15 protein-coding genes, 1 rRNA gene and 1 pseudogene are annotated in these 17,573 nt (G+C 63.2%); 8 read left to right on the top strand and 9 right to left on the bottom strand.

What is annotated here, in order from left to right; all coding sequences use genetic code 11:
* Positions 1-121: 121 nt before the first annotated feature.
* A 5S ribosomal RNA gene (rrf, locus tag LOY34_RS09200) occupies positions 122-237 on the top strand.
* A 124-nt stretch (positions 238-361) separates the two neighbouring features.
* On the opposite strand, the gene queD is transcribed toward rrf, so the two are convergent.
* Both queD and LOY34_RS09210 read right to left on the bottom strand, forming a co-directional pair.
* Entirely contained in the window at positions 362-718 is a 357-nt protein-coding gene (gene queD / locus LOY34_RS09205; protein WP_010226613.1) for a 6-carboxytetrahydropterin synthase QueD, read from the bottom strand.
* A 49-nt stretch (positions 719-767) separates the two neighbouring features.
* Complete coding sequence (locus LOY34_RS09210) at positions 768-1,850, bottom strand: patatin-like phospholipase family protein (RefSeq protein WP_123567372.1); 1,083 nt, start codon at positions 1,848-1,850, stop codon at positions 768-770.
* A 159-nt stretch (positions 1,851-2,009) separates the two neighbouring features.
* Here LOY34_RS09210 and LOY34_RS09215 point away from each other — a divergent pair, with 159 nt between their 5' ends.
* The 4 genes from LOY34_RS09215 to LOY34_RS09230 are packed head-to-tail and all read left to right on the top strand — an operon-like array spanning position 2,010 to position 4,616.
* Positions 2,010-2,318, top strand: a complete 309-nt coding sequence (locus tag LOY34_RS09215; RefSeq protein WP_093385069.1) for a PepSY domain-containing protein — start codon at positions 2,010-2,012, stop codon at positions 2,316-2,318.
* On the top strand, positions 2,318-2,632 hold the full coding sequence (locus tag LOY34_RS09220; RefSeq protein ID WP_093385064.1) for a PepSY domain-containing protein: 315 nt from the start codon (positions 2,318-2,320) through the stop codon (positions 2,630-2,632). Before LOY34_RS09215 ends, LOY34_RS09220 begins: the two co-directional genes overlap by 1 nt.
* Positions 2,632-3,300 (top strand): response regulator transcription factor, encoded by a 669-nt coding sequence (locus LOY34_RS09225; RefSeq protein WP_195883481.1) that lies wholly within the window; start codon positions 2,632-2,634, stop codon positions 3,298-3,300. The genes LOY34_RS09220 and LOY34_RS09225 overlap by 1 nt, the downstream gene beginning before the upstream one ends.
* Complete coding sequence (locus tag LOY34_RS09230) at positions 3,297-4,616, top strand: sensor histidine kinase (RefSeq protein ID WP_093385059.1); 1,320 nt, start codon at positions 3,297-3,299, stop codon at positions 4,614-4,616. The genes LOY34_RS09225 and LOY34_RS09230 overlap by 4 nt, the downstream gene beginning before the upstream one ends.
* Before the next feature lie 5 nt (positions 4,617-4,621).
* Here the strand turns inward: LOY34_RS09230 and LOY34_RS09235 are convergent, their stop codons facing one another.
* From LOY34_RS09235 to LOY34_RS27495, 4 genes and pseudogenes are all read right to left on the bottom strand, one after another.
* On the bottom strand, positions 4,622-5,473 hold the full coding sequence (locus tag LOY34_RS09235) for a proline/glycine betaine ABC transporter permease (RefSeq protein ID WP_195883482.1): 852 nt from the start codon (positions 5,471-5,473) through the stop codon (positions 4,622-4,624).
* Complete coding sequence (locus LOY34_RS09240) at positions 5,470-6,456, bottom strand: ABC transporter substrate-binding protein (protein WP_195883483.1); 987 nt, start codon at positions 6,454-6,456, stop codon at positions 5,470-5,472. Before LOY34_RS09240 ends, LOY34_RS09235 begins: the two co-directional genes overlap by 4 nt.
* A 104-nt stretch (positions 6,457-6,560) precedes the next feature.
* A complete protein-coding gene (locus tag LOY34_RS27490) occupies positions 6,561-7,316 on the bottom strand; it encodes a methyl-accepting chemotaxis protein (protein WP_408980912.1) in 756 nt (251 codons plus the stop codon).
* A 102-nt stretch (positions 7,317-7,418) separates the two neighbouring features.
* Positions 7,419-8,708 (bottom strand): annotated as a pseudogene (locus LOY34_RS27495) (HAMP domain-containing protein); the annotation flags it as partial.
* A gap of 269 nt (positions 8,709-8,977) precedes the next feature.
* Here LOY34_RS27495 and LOY34_RS09250 point away from each other — a divergent pair.
* Positions 8,978-10,297 (top strand): Na+/H+ antiporter family protein, encoded by a 1,320-nt coding sequence (locus LOY34_RS09250; protein ID WP_045201345.1) that lies wholly within the window; start codon positions 8,978-8,980, stop codon positions 10,295-10,297.
* Positions 10,298-10,323: 26 nt separating this feature from the next.
* Here the strand turns inward: LOY34_RS09250 and LOY34_RS09255 are convergent, their stop codons facing one another.
* From LOY34_RS09255 to LOY34_RS09265, 3 genes are all read right to left on the bottom strand, one after another.
* Complete coding sequence (locus LOY34_RS09255) at positions 10,324-11,328, bottom strand: FecR family protein (RefSeq protein WP_045201346.1); 1,005 nt, start codon at positions 11,326-11,328, stop codon at positions 10,324-10,326.
* Between the two features lie 190 nt (positions 11,329-11,518).
* Positions 11,519-13,288 carry an acyl-CoA dehydrogenase C-terminal domain-containing protein gene (locus tag LOY34_RS09260; protein ID WP_258664631.1) on the bottom strand — a complete coding sequence of 590 codons (1,770 nt, stop codon included), beginning with the start codon at positions 13,286-13,288 and terminating at the stop codon, positions 11,519-11,521.
* Between the two features lie 24 nt (positions 13,289-13,312).
* Entirely contained in the window at positions 13,313-14,935 is a 1,623-nt protein-coding gene (locus LOY34_RS09265) for an acyl-CoA synthetase (RefSeq protein WP_045201348.1), read from the bottom strand.
* 193 nt (positions 14,936-15,128) lie between these two features.
* Here LOY34_RS09265 and LOY34_RS09270 point away from each other — a divergent pair, with 193 nt between their 5' ends.
* Both LOY34_RS09270 and LOY34_RS09275 read left to right on the top strand, forming a co-directional pair.
* On the top strand, positions 15,129-16,928 hold the full coding sequence (locus LOY34_RS09270; protein WP_309475826.1) for a PAS domain S-box protein: 1,800 nt from the start codon (positions 15,129-15,131) through the stop codon (positions 16,926-16,928).
* Between the two features lies 1 nt (position 16,929).
* The gene (locus LOY34_RS09275; RefSeq protein ID WP_093385032.1) at positions 16,930-17,544 is read left to right on the top strand and encodes a response regulator transcription factor; all 615 of its coding nucleotides are present in this window, start codon (positions 16,930-16,932) and stop codon (positions 17,542-17,544) included.
* Positions 17,545-17,573 lie beyond the last annotated feature (29 nt).

Genomic DNA, 17,573 nt, shown 5'->3' on the forward strand with positions numbered 1-17,573 from the left:
TTTGAGCGAAAGCCAGATTGCGGTGTTGTGAAGACTGCACAGCCGAAGATTTGTAACTCACAAACATCACATACCCGATTCGCTGGAGTGTCTTAAACAAGACCTTCTGGCAACAGAATTTCTTGACGACCATAGAGCATTGGAACCACCTGATCCCATCCCGAACTCAGCAGTGAAACGATGCATCGCCGATGGTAGTGTGGGGTTTCCCCATGTGAGAGTAGGTCATCGTCAAGATTAAATTCCGAAACCCCTATCTGCATATGCAGGTAGGGGTTTTGTCTTTTCAGCGCCCAGCTGGATAAAATGCCTGCCAAAAAAAACCACCCCGCAGGGTGGTTTGTTCGCTTCCTTCGCCGACTCAGTCGCCGTAGTACTCGCAACCACTGGTGCAGGTCTCGTGAATGCGCACCTTGGACAGCTCTGGCAGCAGCGGCTTGACCTGGTCCCAGATCCACTTGGCGATCACTTCGCTGGTCGGATTCTCCAGGCCAGGAATGTCGTTCAGGTAGTTATGGTCCAGTTGTTCGTACAGCGGCTTGAAGATCGCCTTGATCTCGGAGAAGTCGCGGATCCAGCCGGTATGTGGATCGAGCGGGCCGGTCAGGTGCAGGGCAACCTTGAACGAATGGCCATGCAGGCGACCGCACTTGTGCCCTTCAGGCACGTGGGGCAGGCGGTGGGCCGATTCGAACGTAAACTCTTTGAAAATTTCCACGATATCTTGACTCTGTAAACCAATGCTGGCTGCCAGTTTACCAGCATGGTTACTTCAGTGGTTGCAGATGCGCGTGCAGCTTGCCGGTTTCTATCAGTTCGAGCAGCTCGTCGCCCAGTCGCTGGCTTTCAGCCATTGCCTTGTGCCAATAACGCTGACGGCTGCCCGCATCGCCCATGAAGCGCTTGAAATCGCTACGATCCGGCAGCTTGCCGTAGGGCAGGCTGGCCAGGTACTGCGGCGAAGGCGCTAGCAGCAGCACATTGCGCAAGCGCTGGGTATCCCCACGGCGCCACGGCAGGGCCTTGTCGAACCAGCCGGGGATGACCTTGTCGGTGAAGTGCGGATAGAGCACCAGGTCGTCGCCGGAGTAGGGCAAGTCGAGGTGATAGTCCAGCAAGCCACCATCTCGATAGGTCCCCTGACCGACACCCGGAATATCACGTACGCCTTGCATGACCATCGGGATCGACCCCGAGGCCAGCAGGCCATGGCGCAAATTGGCAACATCCAGTGGCAGGCAGCGCGAGGGGAAGTCCGTCAGTGGCTGCAATGGCGGAGCGCTGCGGGCGTCGTGCAAGATGATTCGCTCGAAGTGCCGCGACAGGCGTGCACGGCCAATCAGGTTGTCAGCGATGACCGATGACAAGCCCATGCCCAGGCGCGCGCGGTGATCGTCAGCAAGCAGGCCATGGCTTTTGACCACCATGATGTTAAGGCGGTAGCCCGGGCTTGCGAGTATCTGTGCGTCGCGGTTTTCGAGCAGTTCATCGAGCATGCGCTCGCAGCTGCGGCTGACTTCGGCCTGGGTCACGCCCTTGGCAAAGTCCTGTTCGGTGTACAGCTGGCCCAGGCGCTGCAGGGCCTGGGCGGGGTTGGGCAAGCAGGCGCTGGCAAAGCGCCAGGAGCCGATGGATGCGCCGATCAACGCCCGCTCACGAGGTGCGCTGGGCAACCAATGGCCGAACAACGCCAGGTCCAGGCCTTGTATGCCGAGGGCCTTGGGCCCCCCAGCTGCACCCGGCAGCACACCCACATCGGCAGCCTGTAATCCACGCTCGCGGATGCGCTGCAAGGCGCGATTGCCGGCCTTGAGCGTCAGCGCCGGGTACTTGATATGGATTGCACTCATACGGGCCTCGCTGTCTTGAGCCGGTAATTATAAAGAACAGCGCTCCGGAAGTGGGGCAGGGCTGCGCTATCATGTCGCCAGTTGTTTTCAGCTTCAATTAAGTTCGGTTGGGTACTCTAGGCCCCGTAGAAACATTTTTGATCTCAACGGAGAGACACCATGAAAACTTTGACTGCCCTGTTCGCCACTGCTGCCCTTGCCCTGAGCGCCAACGTTGCAATGGCTAAAGATGTACAGCCTGACGAGGTCGTAAAACTGGTCAACGCCAAGACCATCAAGTCTCTGGACGAACTCAAGGCCGCCGCAGTAGCCAAGCACCCAGGCGCAACCGTCACCGATTCCGAGCTGGAAGACGAGTACGGCCGCTACATCTACAAGGTCGAACTGCGTGACGCTCAGAATGTCGAGTGGGATGTCGACATGGATGCCAAGACCGGTGAAATCCTCAAGGATGCCCGGGATAACTAATGACCGTTCGATCGCGAACAGCACAGACACTTCTCATCGCGCTGTTGGCCCTCTGCTCGCTGGCTTCGGCCCGCGACCTCGATCAGGATGAAGCCCTGCAATTGCGTCAGCAGGGCGTGATCCTGCCGCTTGAGCAACTGCTGCAGTCCGCCCTGGGGCGTTACCCCGGGGCGAAACTGCTGGAGGCGGAGCTGGAAGAGAAACACGACAGGTATGAGTACGAGGTCGAATTGCTGACCCCTGAAGGCGTGGTACGCGAGATCAAGCTCGACGCTACCAATGGAGCGCTGCTCAAAGACGAGGAAGATGACTGATGCGCCTGTTACTGGTCGAGGACAACGTGCCGCTGGCGGATGAACTGACCCATAGCCTGCAACGCCAGGGCTATGCGCTCGACTGGCTGGCCGACGGCAGGGATGCGGTCTACCAGGGCAGCAGCGAACCCTATGACCTGATTATTCTCGACCTCGGCTTGCCTGGCTTGCCGGGGCTTGAGGTGCTGGCCCAGTGGCGGGCATCGGGGCTGGTGACACCGGTGCTGATCCTCACCGCGCGCGGCTCGTGGGCCGAGCGTATCGAGGGGCTCAAGGCCGGTGCCGATGATTACCTGAGCAAGCCGTTTCATCCAGAAGAGCTGCAGCTGCGCATCCAGTCGCTGCTACGCCGTGCCCGCGGCCTGGCCAACCAGCCGACCCTTGAAGCCGCCGGCCTGCAGCTGGACGAAGGCCGCCAGTGCGTCACCCGCGCCGGCGTCGACATCCAGCTCACCGCTGCCGAGTTTCGCCTGTTGCGCTACTTCATGTTGCACCCGCAACAGATCCTGTCGAAAAGCCACCTCGCCGAACACCTCTACGACGGTGAGACCGAGCGCGATTCCAACGTTCTCGAAGTGCACGTCAATCACCTGCGCCGCAAGCTCGGCCGTAGCGTGATCGAAACCCGCCGTGGCCAGGGTTATCGCTATGCCGGGAGCTGCGAGTGAAGTCGATTCAGGCACGCCTGAGCCTTGGCCTGATTGCGGTACTGGTGCTGGTCGGGCTGGCCCTGGCGCAGATCAGCCTGTGGCTGTTCGAGGCTGGCCTGCAGCGCTACCTGGAGACCGGTCTGCGCAAGGAGAGCGAAAACCTGCTGGTGGCCCTGGTACGCGGCCAGACCGGCCTTGAACTGGATGAACGGCGGATTTCCTCGGCCTATAAGCGGCCGTTTTCCGGCTATTACTTTCGCATCGATTTTGACGGCGGTAACTGGCGCTCGCGTTCGTTGTGGGACATGGACATGCCGGCGCCGCAAACCCCGGGGCTGCACGCCGGCCTGGAGCTGGGGCCGGAAGGCCAGCAACTGCTGGTGCTGCGTGCCGATTACCGGCGCCTGGGCCAGGCGATTTCCATCAGTGTGGCCCAGGACTATACCCCGGTGCGCGATGGCTTCAGGCGCATGCAGCAGATTGGCCTGGGGCTGGGCCTGGTCGCACTGTTGTTGATCCTGGTACTGCAACGCATCACCGTGACCCGCTCGTTGCGGCCGCTGGAGCGAGCCCGCGAACAGATCGCCCAGCTGCAGCAAGGCCAGCGTTCGCAGCTCGATACCCAGGTGCCTACCGAGCTTGAGCCCCTGGTCGCACAGATCAACCACCTGCTGGCCCACACCGAAGACAGCCTGCGTCGTTCACGCAATGCCCTGGGCAACCTTGGGCATGCGCTGAAGACACCGTTGGCGGTGCTGCTCAGCCTGGCCTCCAGCGAACGCCTCAAAGACCTGCCGCAAGTCCGTGCCCAGTTGCGCGACCAGCTCGAGCAGATCCAGCAGCGCCTGAGCCGTGAGCTCAATCGCGCGCGGCTGGCTGGCGATGCGTTGCCGGGCGCGCAGTTTGATTGCGATGCCGAGCTGCCCGGGCTGCTGTCGACCCTGGGCATGATCCATGGCGAAGGCCTGGAGTTGAGCAAGCAGGTGCCGCCCGGTTTGCTCCTGCCCTGGGACCGCGAAGACCTGCTCGAACTGCTGGGTAACCTGCTGGACAATGCCTGCAAATGGGCCGACAGCGAGGTGCAGTTGAGCATCGAAGAACAGCCGCAACGCTATTGCCTGTGGATCGATGATGACGGCCCCGGCATTCCGCAGGCGGCTCGTGAACAAGTGCTTGAGCGCGGTACCCGGCTTGACGAGCAGGTCGATGGCCACGGCCTGGGCCTGGGCATCGTGCGCGATATCGTCGAAGCCTGGGGCGGGCAGATGCGTCTGCTTGAGAGTCCGCTGGGTGGCTTGCGGGTCAGCATCGAGCTGCCGCGCAGGGTCAGATAGCATCGCTAGCCCCGCCGCGGTTGCCCGTACGCCTGACTGATCCGGTCGATCACCATCGCCAGCGCCACAATCGCCAACCCGGCCTCCACACCCTTGCCGACATTGAGCGTCTGAATTCCTGCCAGCACATCCTCGCCCAAGCCGCGCGCGCCAATCATCGAGGCGACCACCACCATCGACAGCGCCATCATCACCGACTGGTTGAGCCCGGCCATGATGCTCGGCAGCGCCAGCGGCAGTTGCACCCGCCGCAGCCGCTGCCAGCGACTGGCGCCCAGGCCGTGGGCCGCCTGGGTCAGGCTCGGGTCGATCTGGCTCAGGCCCAGTTCGGTCAGGCGGATCAACGGCGGCAGGGCGTAGATCAAGGTGGCGAAGATCGCCGGTACCTTGCCCAGGCCGAACAGCATCAGCACCGGGATCAGGTAGACGAAGCTGGGCAGCGTTTGCATGACATCGAGCACCGGCATCAGCAGCTTGCGCGCCAACGGTCGGCTGGCCAGGAGGATGCCGACCGGGATGCCGATCAACACGCACAGGCCGGTGCTCACCAGCACCAGTGCGCAGGTCTGCAGGAGCTTGTCCCACAGGCCGACCACGCCGATCAGAAACAACAGGCCGCTGAGCACCAGGGCGCGGGTGATGCTGCGGCTGGCGTGCCAGGTCATCAGCGCGACAATCACCAGCAACAGCCACCAGGGCGCCAGGCGCAGCAGGTTCTCGAGGCCGACCAGCACCTGCAGCAAGCCATCGGAAACGTTGCGCAGCTGGTCGCCGTAAGCCAGCACCAACCAATCGACAAAACGGTTAACGGCATCGGCAAAGGAGTAGTGCAGCGCTTCAGGAAAGCCTCCACTCACAGGCTTGCCTCGACCTTACTCGCCACTTCGTCGGGTAGCCAGGCTTTCCAGATCTGCGAGTTATCGCGCATGAACCTGAGCGCGGCATCCTTGGGTGACTCGCGCTTTTCGCTCATCTGCGCCAGGGTCTTGTTCAGGGTATCGATGGGCAGGTCGACCTTGGCGAAGAACTCGACCAGTTCGGGATAGTCCTTTTTGAATGGCGCCGAAACACCAATCGACAATTTTGCCGGCAGTGAGCGCGTGCCTTGTGGGTTGGGGTTGCTGGCATCGGTCAGGGTCGTCCAGGCTTGGGCATCGAAGGCGGGTTCTTCCAGGCGCACCAGATCGTAGCGGCCCATCAGCGGGGTAGGGCTCCAGTAGTAGAACAACACAGGCTTGCCGCGGCGGATCGCCGAGGTGATTTCAGCATCGAGCGCCGCGCCCGAGCCACTGCGAAAGTTCACGTAGTCCTGGTCCAGCCCGTAGGCCTTGAGTTTCTGGCTGTTGACGGTCTCGGAGGTCCAGCCGCTGGGGCTGTTGAGGAAGCGGCCCTTGTCCGCGGACTCAGGGTCCTTGAACACTGCCTTGTACTGCTTGAGGTCGGTCACCGAGCGCAGCTTTGGTGCCCGGTTCTTGATCACGTAGGCCGGCACATACCAGCCCTCATCGGCGTTCTTCACCGTATCGCCGATGCTGAACACCTGGCCGGCCTGCTCGGCCTTGATCCAGGCCGGGCTGCGGCCGGCCCATTCTTCACCGATGACCTGGATGTCGTTGCGCGCCAGCGCCACCTCCATGCTCACGGTGCTGCCGGGCAGGGTGTCGGTGGGGTAGCCGTAGCCTTTCTCGACAATCAGCCGCAGGATTTCGGTGGTGAGGCTGCCGCTTTCCCAGGTGATATCAGCGAAGTGGATAGGCGTGGAGTTGTCGGCGGCGTGGCTGGAGGGTATCAGGGCCAGCGCAAGGAGAGCGCTGGCCAGCAGGGTAGTGATCGGCTTCATTGTGCCTCGCTCGCAGGGTAGGGAGTCCGGCAAGTGTAGTAGACCGATCGCGGGGCAAGCCTACTCCTACAGATGAATAGGAGCAGGCTTGCCCCGTGAAGTTTTCACACCCGGAACTGATCCATCAGCCCCTGCTGCTGGTTGGCCAGGCTGTTGAGCGACTGGCTGACCCGCGCCGCTTCGTTGGCCTGTTCCGACAGCGATTCGGTGACATCACGAATGGTCGCCACGTTGCTGTTGATTTCTTCGGCCACCGCGCTCTGTTCTTCGGCGGCGCTGGCGATCTGCAGGTTCATGTCGCTGATCACCGTGACCGCATTGCCGATCTGCTGCAGGGCGGTGACTGCCTGGCCGACCTGTTCGACGCTGCCCTGGGCCTGGCGATGGCTGCTGTCCATGGCGCCGACCACGTCGCGGGTACCGGCTTGCAGCTGTTCGATGACCTGGCGGGTTTCTTCTACCGACTCCTGGGTCCGGCGCGCCAGGTTGCGCACCTCGTCGGCAACCACGGCAAAACCACGGCCGGCTTCACCGGCACGCGCGGCCTCGATGGCGGCGTTGAGGGCCAGCAGGTTGGTCTGCTCGGCGATCGAGCGAATCACTTCCAGCACCGAACCGATCTTCTCGCTGTTCTCGGCCAGGCCTTCGACCTGGCTCATGGCGGTGCTCATGTCGGCAGCCAGGGTGTCGATGCTGCTGGTGGTACGGTCGATCACCGCCAGGCCCTGGCGGGTCGCCTGGTCGGCGTCGCGGGCGGCCTGGGCGGCTTGCGCAGCGCTGCGGGCGACGTCCTGGGCGGTGGCGCTCATCTCATGGGAAGCGGTGGCCACCTGGTCGACCTGGCGATACTGCTGCTCCATGCCGGCGCTGGTCTGGGTGGCGATGGCCGAAGACTGGTCGGCGGTATCGCGGGCGGCCTGGACCGAGCGCTTGACCTCGGCAATGGTCGGTTGCAGCTTGTCGAGAAAACGGTTGAACCAGCCGGCCAGTTCGCCCAGTTCGTCGCGCTTGTCGTAAGTCAGGCGCCGGGTCAGGTCGCCTTCGCCGCTGGCGATGTCCTTGAGCATCGCCGCCACGCCAAGGATCGGCCGGGTCACGGTGCGCGCCATCAACCAGATCAGCAACAAGCCGACGATGGCCGCCAGCAGGCCCAGGCCCAATTCCATCAGGGTGCCGCTGGTGTTGCGCTGGTCGAGCTCTTGCTTGAGGGCTTCGGCCGGGCCGGTCAGGGCGCTTTCCGGCACGTCGAGTAGCACGCCCCAGGGCTTGCCGCCAGGTATTGGCGCAAACGAGGCCAGCACTTTCAGGCGCTGGTTATGGTGGATGCTGTGCAGCGGCGTGCTGTCGCCGAGCAGGCGGATCAGTTCGGCGCCTTTTTCGCTGTCGACCTGGTCAAAGCGCTGGGCCAGCTTGCTGGCGTCCGGGCTGTAGCCGGCCAGCAGGCCCACGGGGCTGAGGATGCCGACCTGGGTCTGGCCCTGGTACAGGTTGCGGCTGGCCTGTTGGCTCATGGCCTGCAGGCTGTTGAGATTGATGTCGATGGACAGGGTGGCGATGACTTTGTCGGCCGCCTTCAGCGGGAACACGATGCTGGTCATCAGCACCTGCTGGCCGTTGATCTCATAGAAGTAGGGCTCGATCACACAGACCTTGCCGGTGGTGCGCGGGCACACCGACCAGGTGTTGGCCGGCTCGCCGCTGGGGCCGATGCTGGTGTCATTCATGTCGCGTTCGGGCAGCGCCATCGAGGTCAGCTGGCCCGGGGTCGGTTGCGACCAGTACAGGGCGAAGCGGCCTTTCTCGTTGCTGCCCAGGTCTTTCTGGTCGACGAACAACGCGTCCTTGTTGTCCAGCGCGTTGGGCTCGAACACCAGCGACAGGCCGAGCAGCTCGGGGTTGGCCTGCAGGGCCGCGCGCACCTGGCGGGTCATGTCTTCGCGCAGGTCGAAGGCATCGAGGAAGCGTTTTTCGGCCTGCTCGCGCAAAAACAGCACCTGGCGCGAGAAGCCGGCGCCGTACTGGTAGGCGTCCATGAACTGGCGACGGATGTTCAGTGCCTGGACTTCACCCTGGGATTCAATGCGCCCCTGGGCCGCTTCGGTGAGCATCTGCATGCTGCTGGCCTTGACCAGTTGCGTGCTGTGCTCCATGCGATACAGCGAGAGTCCCACCAGCAGGGTGACGATGCCGGCCAGGCACAGGCCGGCCAGCAGGGTGATCTTCCACTGAATGGAAAGTTGTCTGAACGACATGGCGAAGTCCTTTGATCCTGAAAGATTGAGGCTGCCGACTATGTCGGCCGCGATGCCGTTTTCTTTATTCAAACGTTCAATTGAAATGCGTCGTTTTCGTCTATTCAAGCGACACGTTGTCGCAGGTCGCCAAGGCCTTTTTTTGACAAGTGCGGGGGGCTGCTTCAAAGTGTGCGCCCTCCCATAAAAATACCTGTCGTTCGGCCACTGCTCACGGGCAGTCTGTCGCCGGATCGGTCGCTTTTTGTCTGGTTTCTAGAGGTTACAGAATGAATGCAGTAATTGCCGCGGTCGGCATCATGCTGATATTGAGCCTGTCCCGTGTGCATGTGGTGATTGCCCTGATCATCGGCGCCCTGGCCGGTGGCCTGGTGGGTGGCCTGGGCATCGAAGGCACGCTCAAGGCGTTCAATGGCGGGCTGGGTGGCGGTGCTACGGTGGCGTTGTCGTACGCCTTGCTTGGAGCCTTCGCCGTGGCCATCGCCAAGTCGGGCATGGCCCACGCCCTGGCCGACCGCGCCCTGGCCATGGTCGATCGCCAAGGCCATGGCGAAGGCGGCAAGGTCAAGTGGTTACTGATCGGCCTGCTGCTGGTGGTGGCGATTTCCTCGCAGAACATCCTGCCCATCCACATTGCCTTCATTCCGTTGCTGGTGCCGCCCCTGCTGTACGTGCTGACCAAGCTGCAGATCGACCGGCGCCTGGTGGCCTGTGTGATGACCTTCGGCCTGATCACCCCGTACATGTTCCTGCCAGTGGGTTTCGGCAATATCTTCCTCAATGAAATCCTTCTGGCCAACGTCAGCCGCAGCGGTGTGGATGTCAGCGGCGTCAACGTTACCCATGCCATGGCCATCCCGGCTGCGGGCATGCTCTTCGGCTTGCTGGTGGCGGTGTTCATCAGCTACCGCAAAAAGCGTGTGTACAACCTGGAGAAAATCGAACAGGTCGAGCAGGTGGCGGTCAGCTACAACCCGCTGACCCTGCTGGTAGCGGGCGTTGCCATTGCTGCAGCGTTCATCATCCAGCTGTGGCTGGACTCGATGATTATCGGTGCCATGGCCGGTTTTCTGATCTTCTCGGTGTCGGGCATCGTGCGCTGGAAAGACACCGACGACCTGTTTACCGAAGGCATGAAGATGATGGCCATGATCGGCTTCATCATGATTGCCGCCTCGGGCTTTGCCGAGGTGATGAAAGCCACCGGTGAGGTCAAGACCCTGGTCGAGACTTCGGCGTCCTGGATCAACCACAGCAAGGGCGTCGGCGCACTGCTGATGCTGCTGGTGGGCCTGCTGGTGACCATGGGCATCGGCTCGTCGTTCTCCACCGTGCCGATCCTGGCAGCGATCTTCGTGCCGCTGTGCGTACAGCTGGGCTTTGATCCTGTGGCCACCGTGTGCATCGTCGGTACCGCCGGTGCTCTGGGCGATGCCGGATCACCTGCCTCGGACTCGACCCTGGGGCCGACCTCGGGGCTGAACGTCGACGGCCAGCATCATCATATCTGGGACACTGTGGTACCGACTTTCATCCACTACAACCTGCCGTTGCTGGCGTTCGGTTGGCTGGCGGCGATGATGCTCTAGGGCAGGGCGAGGGCTGAGCGCAAGGCTCAGCCTTTGGCGGGCGGCGGCGAGATGCGGTTGAGCACCATGTTGCCGTTCTTGTTCTGGGTCAGGTACACCGGCAGCACCTTGGGCAGGGTGCTGACCAGGCGCTTGATCTCGCTGGTGTTGTAGATGCCGCTGATGCGGATGCTGCCGGTACCGGTATCGGCCAGCAGCAGCGGTTTTTCCAGGTAACGGTTGATCATCGGCAGGGCCTGGGCCAGGCTCTGGTTGTCGAGGATCAGCTTGCCCGTACGCCAGGCCAGGCTGTTGTCCTGGTTGGCGGTCTGGTCCAGACGTGGCTCATAGTCGCCGGCCTTGTAGCTGGCCTGCATGCCCGGGCCAAGGCGATAGCTGCTGTCGCTGGCGTTGCCGTCACTGCTGACCAGCACCGAGCCTTCGACCAGGGTGACTTTGACCTGGTCATCATACTTCCACACGTTGAACTGGGTGCCGGTGACCCGCGTCCAGCCATTGGCCGCGTGCACCACGAACGGGTGCTGGCTGTCGTGACGGACCTTGAAGAACGCCTCGCCCCTGACCAGGGTTACCCGGCGCTCATCCTTGTAGTTGGTGAAGCGCAGTTCGGTATTGAGGTTGAGTTCGACTTCACTGCCATCACTGAGCACTACGCGATTGACCCGCTCGCCGGTCTCCAACGACTGGTAGCTATTGGGCAGCCAGCCTTGTTCCCATCCGATCCAGGCGCCGGCTGGCAGGGCGACCAGGGCGATGGCTGCGGCGCTGGCCAACCGTTGCCATTGGCTGCGCTGCGGTCGAGGCAGCGCTACGACGTTGTCCGGGAAACTGCGTGGCAAGTGATCGGCGGTTTGCCAGATCTCGACCATCGCCTGGTATTCCTGCAGGTGCAGCGGGTGGGCTTTCAGCCATTGCTCGAACGCGCGTCGCTCGGCGGCGGTACAGTCTTCAGCTTGCAGGCGCAGGCACCACTGTGCGGCGGCATCGGTGATGGCATCGTGTTCGGCGTCGCTGAGACTGGTGTGGTTCATTGAAACTCCCGGTTTTGTCCATTCTACCTTGCAGGGTAGGCGGGCGAGAACCGAGATAATGGCGAATGACTATCAGTTGTAAGATTTTTTACCGTCAAAACCCCGTAAAACCGCGGATCTGACAATGATTACCTACAAAATCACAGACGAAAGGTAGGCCTGCGCCACCGAGCAGCGGCGCAGGTTGTTTTCAGAACTGCGCGGCATCCAGCTCGAACAATGAAGCACTGCCGGCGCGAATGCTCGCGTGCAGAGACAGGGTGCGTGGCAGCAGTCGTTCGAAGTAGAACCCGGCGCTGGCCAGCTTGGCACCGTAGAACGCCGGGTCCTGCACCAGCGAATCGCGGGCGACCGCTGCCATGCGTGACCACATGTAGGCGTAGGCAACGTAGCCGAACAGTTGCAGGTACTCCACAGAGGCCGCGCCGATGGCATTCGGGTCGTGGCGCGCTTGCTCGCACAGCCACTGGCTGAGGTCTTCGAGCTCGCCCAGGGCCTTGAGCAGCGGCTGGCGGAACGGCGGCTCAGTTTCGCTGAACTGGCGAATCTGCGCGGCAAAGGCCGCCAGCGCCTGGCCGCCATCGGCCACCACCTTGCGCCCGAGCAGGTCCAGGGCCTGGATACCGTTGGTGCCTTCGTAGATCTGCGCGATGCGCACATCCCGCACCAGCTGCTCCTGGCCCCATTCGCGAATGTAGCCGTGGCCGCCGAACACCTGCTGGCCGAGCACGCAGCTTTCCAGGCCGTTGTCGGTGAAAAAGGCCTTGGCCACCGGCGTCAGCAAGGCCACCTGGCGTTGCGCCGCGTTGCGTTCATCGGCGTCTTCGGCGTACTTGGCGATATCCAGTTGCTGGCCGACATAGGTGGCGAAGGCGCGCCCGCCTTCGGTGAGGGCGCGCATGGTCAGCAACATGCGTCGCACATCCGGGTGGACGATGATCGGGTCGGCAATCTGCTGCTTGTTCTGGGCGCCGCTGGCCGCGCGGCTTTGCAGGCGCTCACAGGCATAGCGGGCGGCGTTCTGGTACGAGGCCTCGGCGCAGCCAATGCCCTGGATGCCAATCGACAGGCGCTCGTAATTCATCATCGTGAACATCGCCGCCAGGCCGCGATTGGGTTCACCGATCAGGTAGCCGCTGGCGCCGTCGAAGTTCATCACGCAAGTGGCCGAGGCCTTGATGCCCATTTTGTGCTCGAGCGAACCGCAGCTCACCGCGTTGCTGGCGCCCAGGCTGCCGTCGGCATTGACCAGGCGCTTGGGCACCAGGAACAGCGAGATGCCCTTGGGCCCGGCCGGCGCATCCGGCAGCTTGGCCAGCACCAGGTGGATGATGTTCTCGGTCAGGTCCTGGTCGCCGCCGGTGATGAAAATTTTGGTGCCGCTGACCTTGTAGCTGCCATCGGCCTGGGGCTCGGCCTTGCTGCGAATGATCCCCAGGTCAGTGCCGGCATGGGGCTCGGTCAGGCACATGGTGCCGGCCCATTGGCCGCTGTACAGCGCCGGCAGGTAACTGGCCTTGAGTGCTTCACTGGCGTGAGCGTCGATCGCCAGGCAGCAGCCGGCGCTCAGGGCCGAGTACAGGCTGAAGCTGCAGTTGGCGGCATAGAGCATTTCTTCGAACTGCACCGCGAGCATCTTCGGCATGCCCAGGCCGCCAAACTCAGGATTACCGGCCAGGCCCACCCAGCCACCGTCGCGGTAGGTTTGCCAGGCCTGGCGAAAGCCGTCCGGGGTGCGCACGCCACCGGCCTCGAAGGCCACGCCCTGTTCATCGCCGCTGCGGTTGAGCGGGGCAATCAGCTGGCTGGTGATTTTTGCCGCCTCTTCGAGGATGGCATCGGCGGTGTCGGCATCGACCCGCTCGGCCAGGGTCGGCAGGCGCGCCCAGAGCGCCGGGCCATGGAACACTTCATGAAGGACAAAGCGCATGTCGCGCAGGGGAGCATTGAATTCAGGCATGGCAGTTCTCGCTGTCAAAGGGGGTCAGAGCGCCTTGGCCCAGTCGCGCAACAGGTACTTCTGGATCTTGCCGGTGGAGGTCTTCGGCAACTCGCTGAATACCACGGTCTTCGGTAGCTTGAAGCCGGCCAGGTGCTCGCGGCAAAATGCGATGATCTCGGCTTCGCGGGTGGCCTCGCAGCCGGCCTTGAGGGTGATGTAGGCGCAAGGGGTTTCACCCCACTTTTCATCCGGGCGGGCGACCACGGCGGCTTCGAGGACCGCCGGGTGCTTGTACAGGGTGTCTTCGACTTCAATGGTAGAGATGTTCTCGCCACCGGAAATGATGATGTCCTTGAGCCGGTCCTTGATCTCGACATAGCCGTCGGCATGCCAAACGGCCAGGTCGCCGGTGTGGAACCAGCCACCCCGGAAGGCCTCGCTGGTGGCTTCGGGGTTTTTCAGGTAGCCCTTCATTACCGTGTTGCCGCGCATGAAGATCTCGCCCAGGGTGTTGCCGTCGCGTTGCACCGGCTCCAGGGTTTGCGGGTCGGCGACCATCAGGCCTTCGAGGGTCGGGTAACGCACGCCCTGGCGCGATTTGATCCGCGCCCGTTCAGCCAGCGGTTGTTCATCCCACTCGGCGTGCCAGGCGCAGACGGTCACCGGGCCATAGACTTCGGTCAGGCCATAGACGTGGGTGACCTTGATGCCCATTTCTTCCACCGCACCAATGACCTTGGCCGGTGGCGCCGCACCGGCAACCATGGCATTGACCGGGTGATCGATCGCTGCCTTGGCCGACTCGGGCATGTTGATCAGCGCATTGAGCACGATCGGCGCGCCGCACAGGTGGCTGACCTGGTGCTCGCGGATCAGGGTAAGAATCTTCTGCGGGTCGACCCGGCGCAGGAACACATGAGTGCCGGCCAGGGCGGTGACGGTCCAGGGGTAGCACCAGCCGTTGCAATGGAACATCGGCAACGTCCACAGGTACACCGGATGGTTGCCCATGGCCCAGGTCATTTGGTTGCCCAGGGCATTGAGGTAAGCGCCTCGGTGGTGGTAGACCACGCCCTTGGGATTGCCGGTGGTACCGGAGGTGTAGTTCAGCGAGATCGCCTGCCATTCGTCCTCGGGCCAGTGCCAGGCGAACTCGGGGTCGCCTTCAGCCAGAAACGCCTCGTAGTCGAGGTCGCTGACCGCCTGGCCTTCGCCGTATTCCGGGTCATCGACATCGATCACCAGCGGCGGGTATTTCATCAGCGCCAGGGCCGCTTCGATGACCTTGTGAAACTCGCGGTCAGTGATCAGCACCTTGGCTTCGCCGTGCTCGAGCATGAAGGCAATCGCTTCGGCATCCAGGCGCACGTTGAGGGCGTTGAGCACGGCGCCGATCATCGGCACGCCAAAGTGCGCTTCAAGCATGGCCGGAATGTTCGGCAGCATCACCGCCACCGTATCGCCCTGGCCGATACCGCGCCCGGCCAGGGCGCTGGCCAGGCGGCGCGAACGTTCATAGGTCTGTTGCCAGTTACGGCGGATCGCGCCATGAATCACTGCCGGGTACTGGCCATAGACGGCGGCGGTACGCTCGATGAAACTCAAGGGGCTCAAGGCAACATGATTGACAGGGGCGGGCGCCAGGCCCTGGGAGAAAATCGACATGAGGTCGTCCTGTGCAGGAGGCAGCCGCCCATTGGCGAACTGAAACCCCCGATGGCTGATTGTTAGCTCTGTTCAGGTGTCGTGAAGGGCAGGCCCTTCCGCTGTCGCAAGTTTTACGCGAATGGCTATGGTAACTGGAAGATAGACTATAGCAATATGGTATAAATACTATAAAAACCCAGAGGCACCGTTTTTGGATACTTCGTTTTCCCTGCTGCTGGCCAAGGACCCGCAACCGAGCCTGTTGCTGGATGCCGAGGCTCGTCTGCTGACCAGCAATCCAGCCTTGCAGGCCTTGATGGGCCCCGAGCGTGACGTCGAGCGCTGGCTACCGAGCAACTACCGGGCCCTGGTACGCGCTTGCCTGGAGCAGGGGCGGGCGATCAGCGAGGTCGAGGCGCAGGTGGCCGGGCAGATTCTGCTCTGGACCTTCATCCCCGATGACGCCGGCCAGCAAGTGCTGGCGCGTTGCCGCGACGCCACCCCGGAGCGCCAGGGCGAGCGCGACGCCAGCCAGGCCCGGCGCCTGTACCGGTTGATCACCGAGAACACCACCGACCTGATTTCCCGGCACACGCCCGATGGCCGCTTTATCGATGCTTCGCCTGCCGCCTTGCGCCTGCTCGGTTACTGGCCAGAGGAGCTGCGCGGGGTGCCGGTGCAGTCGCTGTTTCACCCGCAGGATCGCCGGCAAGCGCTGTTGCAGGCGTCCCAGGCGCTGGAGCAGGACGGCTACCAGACCATGACCTGGCGGGTGCGCCACCGTGATGGCCGTTACCTGTGGTTCGAGATCGCCAGCCGCGCCATCCGCGAAACCTACACTGGCGCGGTGGTGGAAATTGTCAGCGTCTCGCGCGATATCAGCGTGCGCATCGAGGCCCAGGAAAACCGCCGGCGCCTGGCCGAAGTGGTCGAAGCCAACACTGACCTGGTGCTGTTCAGCGACCGCGACGGCCGCCTCAGCTACCTCAACCGTTCGGCGCGCCGGGCCCTGGGGCTGCAGGGAGTCGAGCCGCTGCCCGGCTTGCAGGCCTTGCTCGACCCAGCGCTGCAGCAACGCCTGCGCAGCGAAGGCTGGCAGCGCGCCGAGCAGCAGGGCGTGTGGCAGGCCGAGGCGCGGCTGGTGCCGCATCAGGGCGGCGCGGCGTTCCCGGTATCGCTGGTGCTGCTGGCCCATCGCGCTGCCGGTGGCGAGCGCTACTACTCGCTGGTGGCCCGCGACATGACCGAGCGCGAACTGCGCGAAAACCAGCAGCGCCGCCATCAGGACGAACTGGCCCACAGCGCCCGGTTGATCACCCTCGGTGAGCTGGCCTCGGGAATTGCCCATGAAATCAACCAGCCGCTGGCGGCGGTGGTCAATTACGCCAGCGCCAGCCTGCGCTACCTGCAAGCTGTTGAACGCGACCCGCAGGCGGCGCAACGGGTCGCCCAGGGCTTGCAGCGCATCAACGAACAGGCGACCCATGCCGCCGAGGTGATCAAGCGCTTGCGCGCCTTCCTGCGCAAGGAACCGCGGCGCTTGCAGGCCCTGGCGATTGCCGATGTCGTGGCCGAAGCGGTGCGCCTGTGCGACTGGGAAGCCAGCCGCGACCAGGTGAGCATCGAGCAGCGCGTGGTCGCCGGGCTGCCCGCGGTGTACGCCGACCGGGTGCTGCTCGAGCAGGTGCTGCTCAACCTGTTGCGCAACGCCATCGATGCCAATCGCGAACAGCACAACGGCCGGGCCTCGGGTATCCTGCTCAGCGCCAAGCTTGAGGCCGGTTGGCTGGCGATCCGCGTCAGCGACCAGGGCCCGGGGGTGGCGGCCGAGCGCCTGGACGGTATCTTCACGCCGTTCAACACCAGCAAGGCGGACGGCCTGGGGCTGGGCTTGAGCATGAGCCGCAGTATCATCGAAGGCTTTGGTGGCACCTTGCAGGCCCAGCCTGGTGAGGCGGGCGGATTGATCTTGTGCTGCCGGCTGGCGCCGGTGGCCAACAGTGGGGAGTGATATGCAGGAACCGCGGGTGTATGTGGTCGACGATGACCAGGGCATGCTCGATTCGACCCTGTGGTTGCTCGAGTCGGTGGGCTTGCAGGCGCTGCCGTTCACCAGTGGCCAGGCCTTTCTTGACGCTTGCGACAGCCATCGGCCGGCGTGCGTGCTACTGGATGTGCGCATGCCGGGCATGGGCGGATTGAGCGTGCAGGAAGCGCTGCGCGCCCGCGGCATCGATTTGCCGGTAATCTTCGTCAGCGGCCATGCCGATGTGCCGATCGTGGTGCGCGCCTTCAAGGCCGGGGCCTGCGATTTCATCGAGAAACCCTACAACGACCAGCTACTGCTCGACAGCGTTCAGGCCGCCCTTGGCCAGGCGCGTCATGCCGGGCCGCTGGAAGCGGTGCAGGCGCGCATCGACAGCCTCACGCCCCGTGAGCGCGATGTGTTCCTGCCGTTGGTGCGGGGTTTTACCAATCGGGAAATTGCCGAGCAGTTGCAGGTCAGCGTGAAGACCGTCGACCTCTATCGCTCGCGGGTCATGAAGCGCATGCAGGCCGAGCATTTGCCGGCGCTGGTGGGCATGGCAATTGCCTGTGGGCTGGTGCAGCCGTTGAGTTTGCGTTGAGTTCATCGCAGGTCCTGCCTGCTCTTACA

Source organism: Pseudomonas sp. B21-009, assembly GCF_024749345.1.
Taxonomy (GTDB): domain Bacteria; phylum Pseudomonadota; class Gammaproteobacteria; order Pseudomonadales; family Pseudomonadaceae; genus Aquipseudomonas.

What these genes read in the sequence shown, in the direction of transcription:
- LOY34_RS09210 (WP_123567372.1), bottom strand. Translation starts at nt 1,850, where the DNA reads ATGAGTGCAATCCATATCAAGTACCCGGCGCTGACGCTCAAGGCCGGC.
- LOY34_RS09215 (WP_093385069.1), top strand. Translation starts at nt 2,010, where the DNA reads ATGAAAACTTTGACTGCCCTGTTCGCCACTGCTGCCCTTGCCCTGAGC.
- LOY34_RS09220 (WP_093385064.1), top strand. Translation starts at nt 2,318, where the DNA reads ATGACCGTTCGATCGCGAACAGCACAGACACTTCTCATCGCGCTGTTG.
- LOY34_RS09225 (WP_195883481.1), top strand. Translation starts at nt 2,632, where the DNA reads ATGCGCCTGTTACTGGTCGAGGACAACGTGCCGCTGGCGGATGAACTG.
- LOY34_RS09240 (WP_195883483.1), bottom strand. Translation starts at nt 6,456, where the DNA reads ATGAAGCCGATCACTACCCTGCTGGCCAGCGCTCTCCTTGCGCTGGCC.
- LOY34_RS27490 (WP_408980912.1), bottom strand. Translation starts at nt 7,316, where the DNA reads ATGGAGCAGCAGTATCGCCAGGTCGACCAGGTGGCCACCGCTTCCCAT.
- LOY34_RS09250 (WP_045201345.1), top strand. Translation starts at nt 8,978, where the DNA reads ATGAATGCAGTAATTGCCGCGGTCGGCATCATGCTGATATTGAGCCTG.
- LOY34_RS09255 (WP_045201346.1), bottom strand. Translation starts at nt 11,328, where the DNA reads ATGAACCACACCAGTCTCAGCGACGCCGAACACGATGCCATCACCGAT.
- LOY34_RS09260 (WP_258664631.1), bottom strand. Translation starts at nt 13,288, where the DNA reads ATGCCTGAATTCAATGCTCCCCTGCGCGACATGCGCTTTGTCCTTCAT.
- LOY34_RS09265 (WP_045201348.1), bottom strand. Translation starts at nt 14,935, where the DNA reads ATGTCGATTTTCTCCCAGGGCCTGGCGCCCGCCCCTGTCAATCATGTT.
- LOY34_RS09275 (WP_093385032.1), top strand. Translation starts at nt 16,930, where the DNA reads ATGCAGGAACCGCGGGTGTATGTGGTCGACGATGACCAGGGCATGCTC.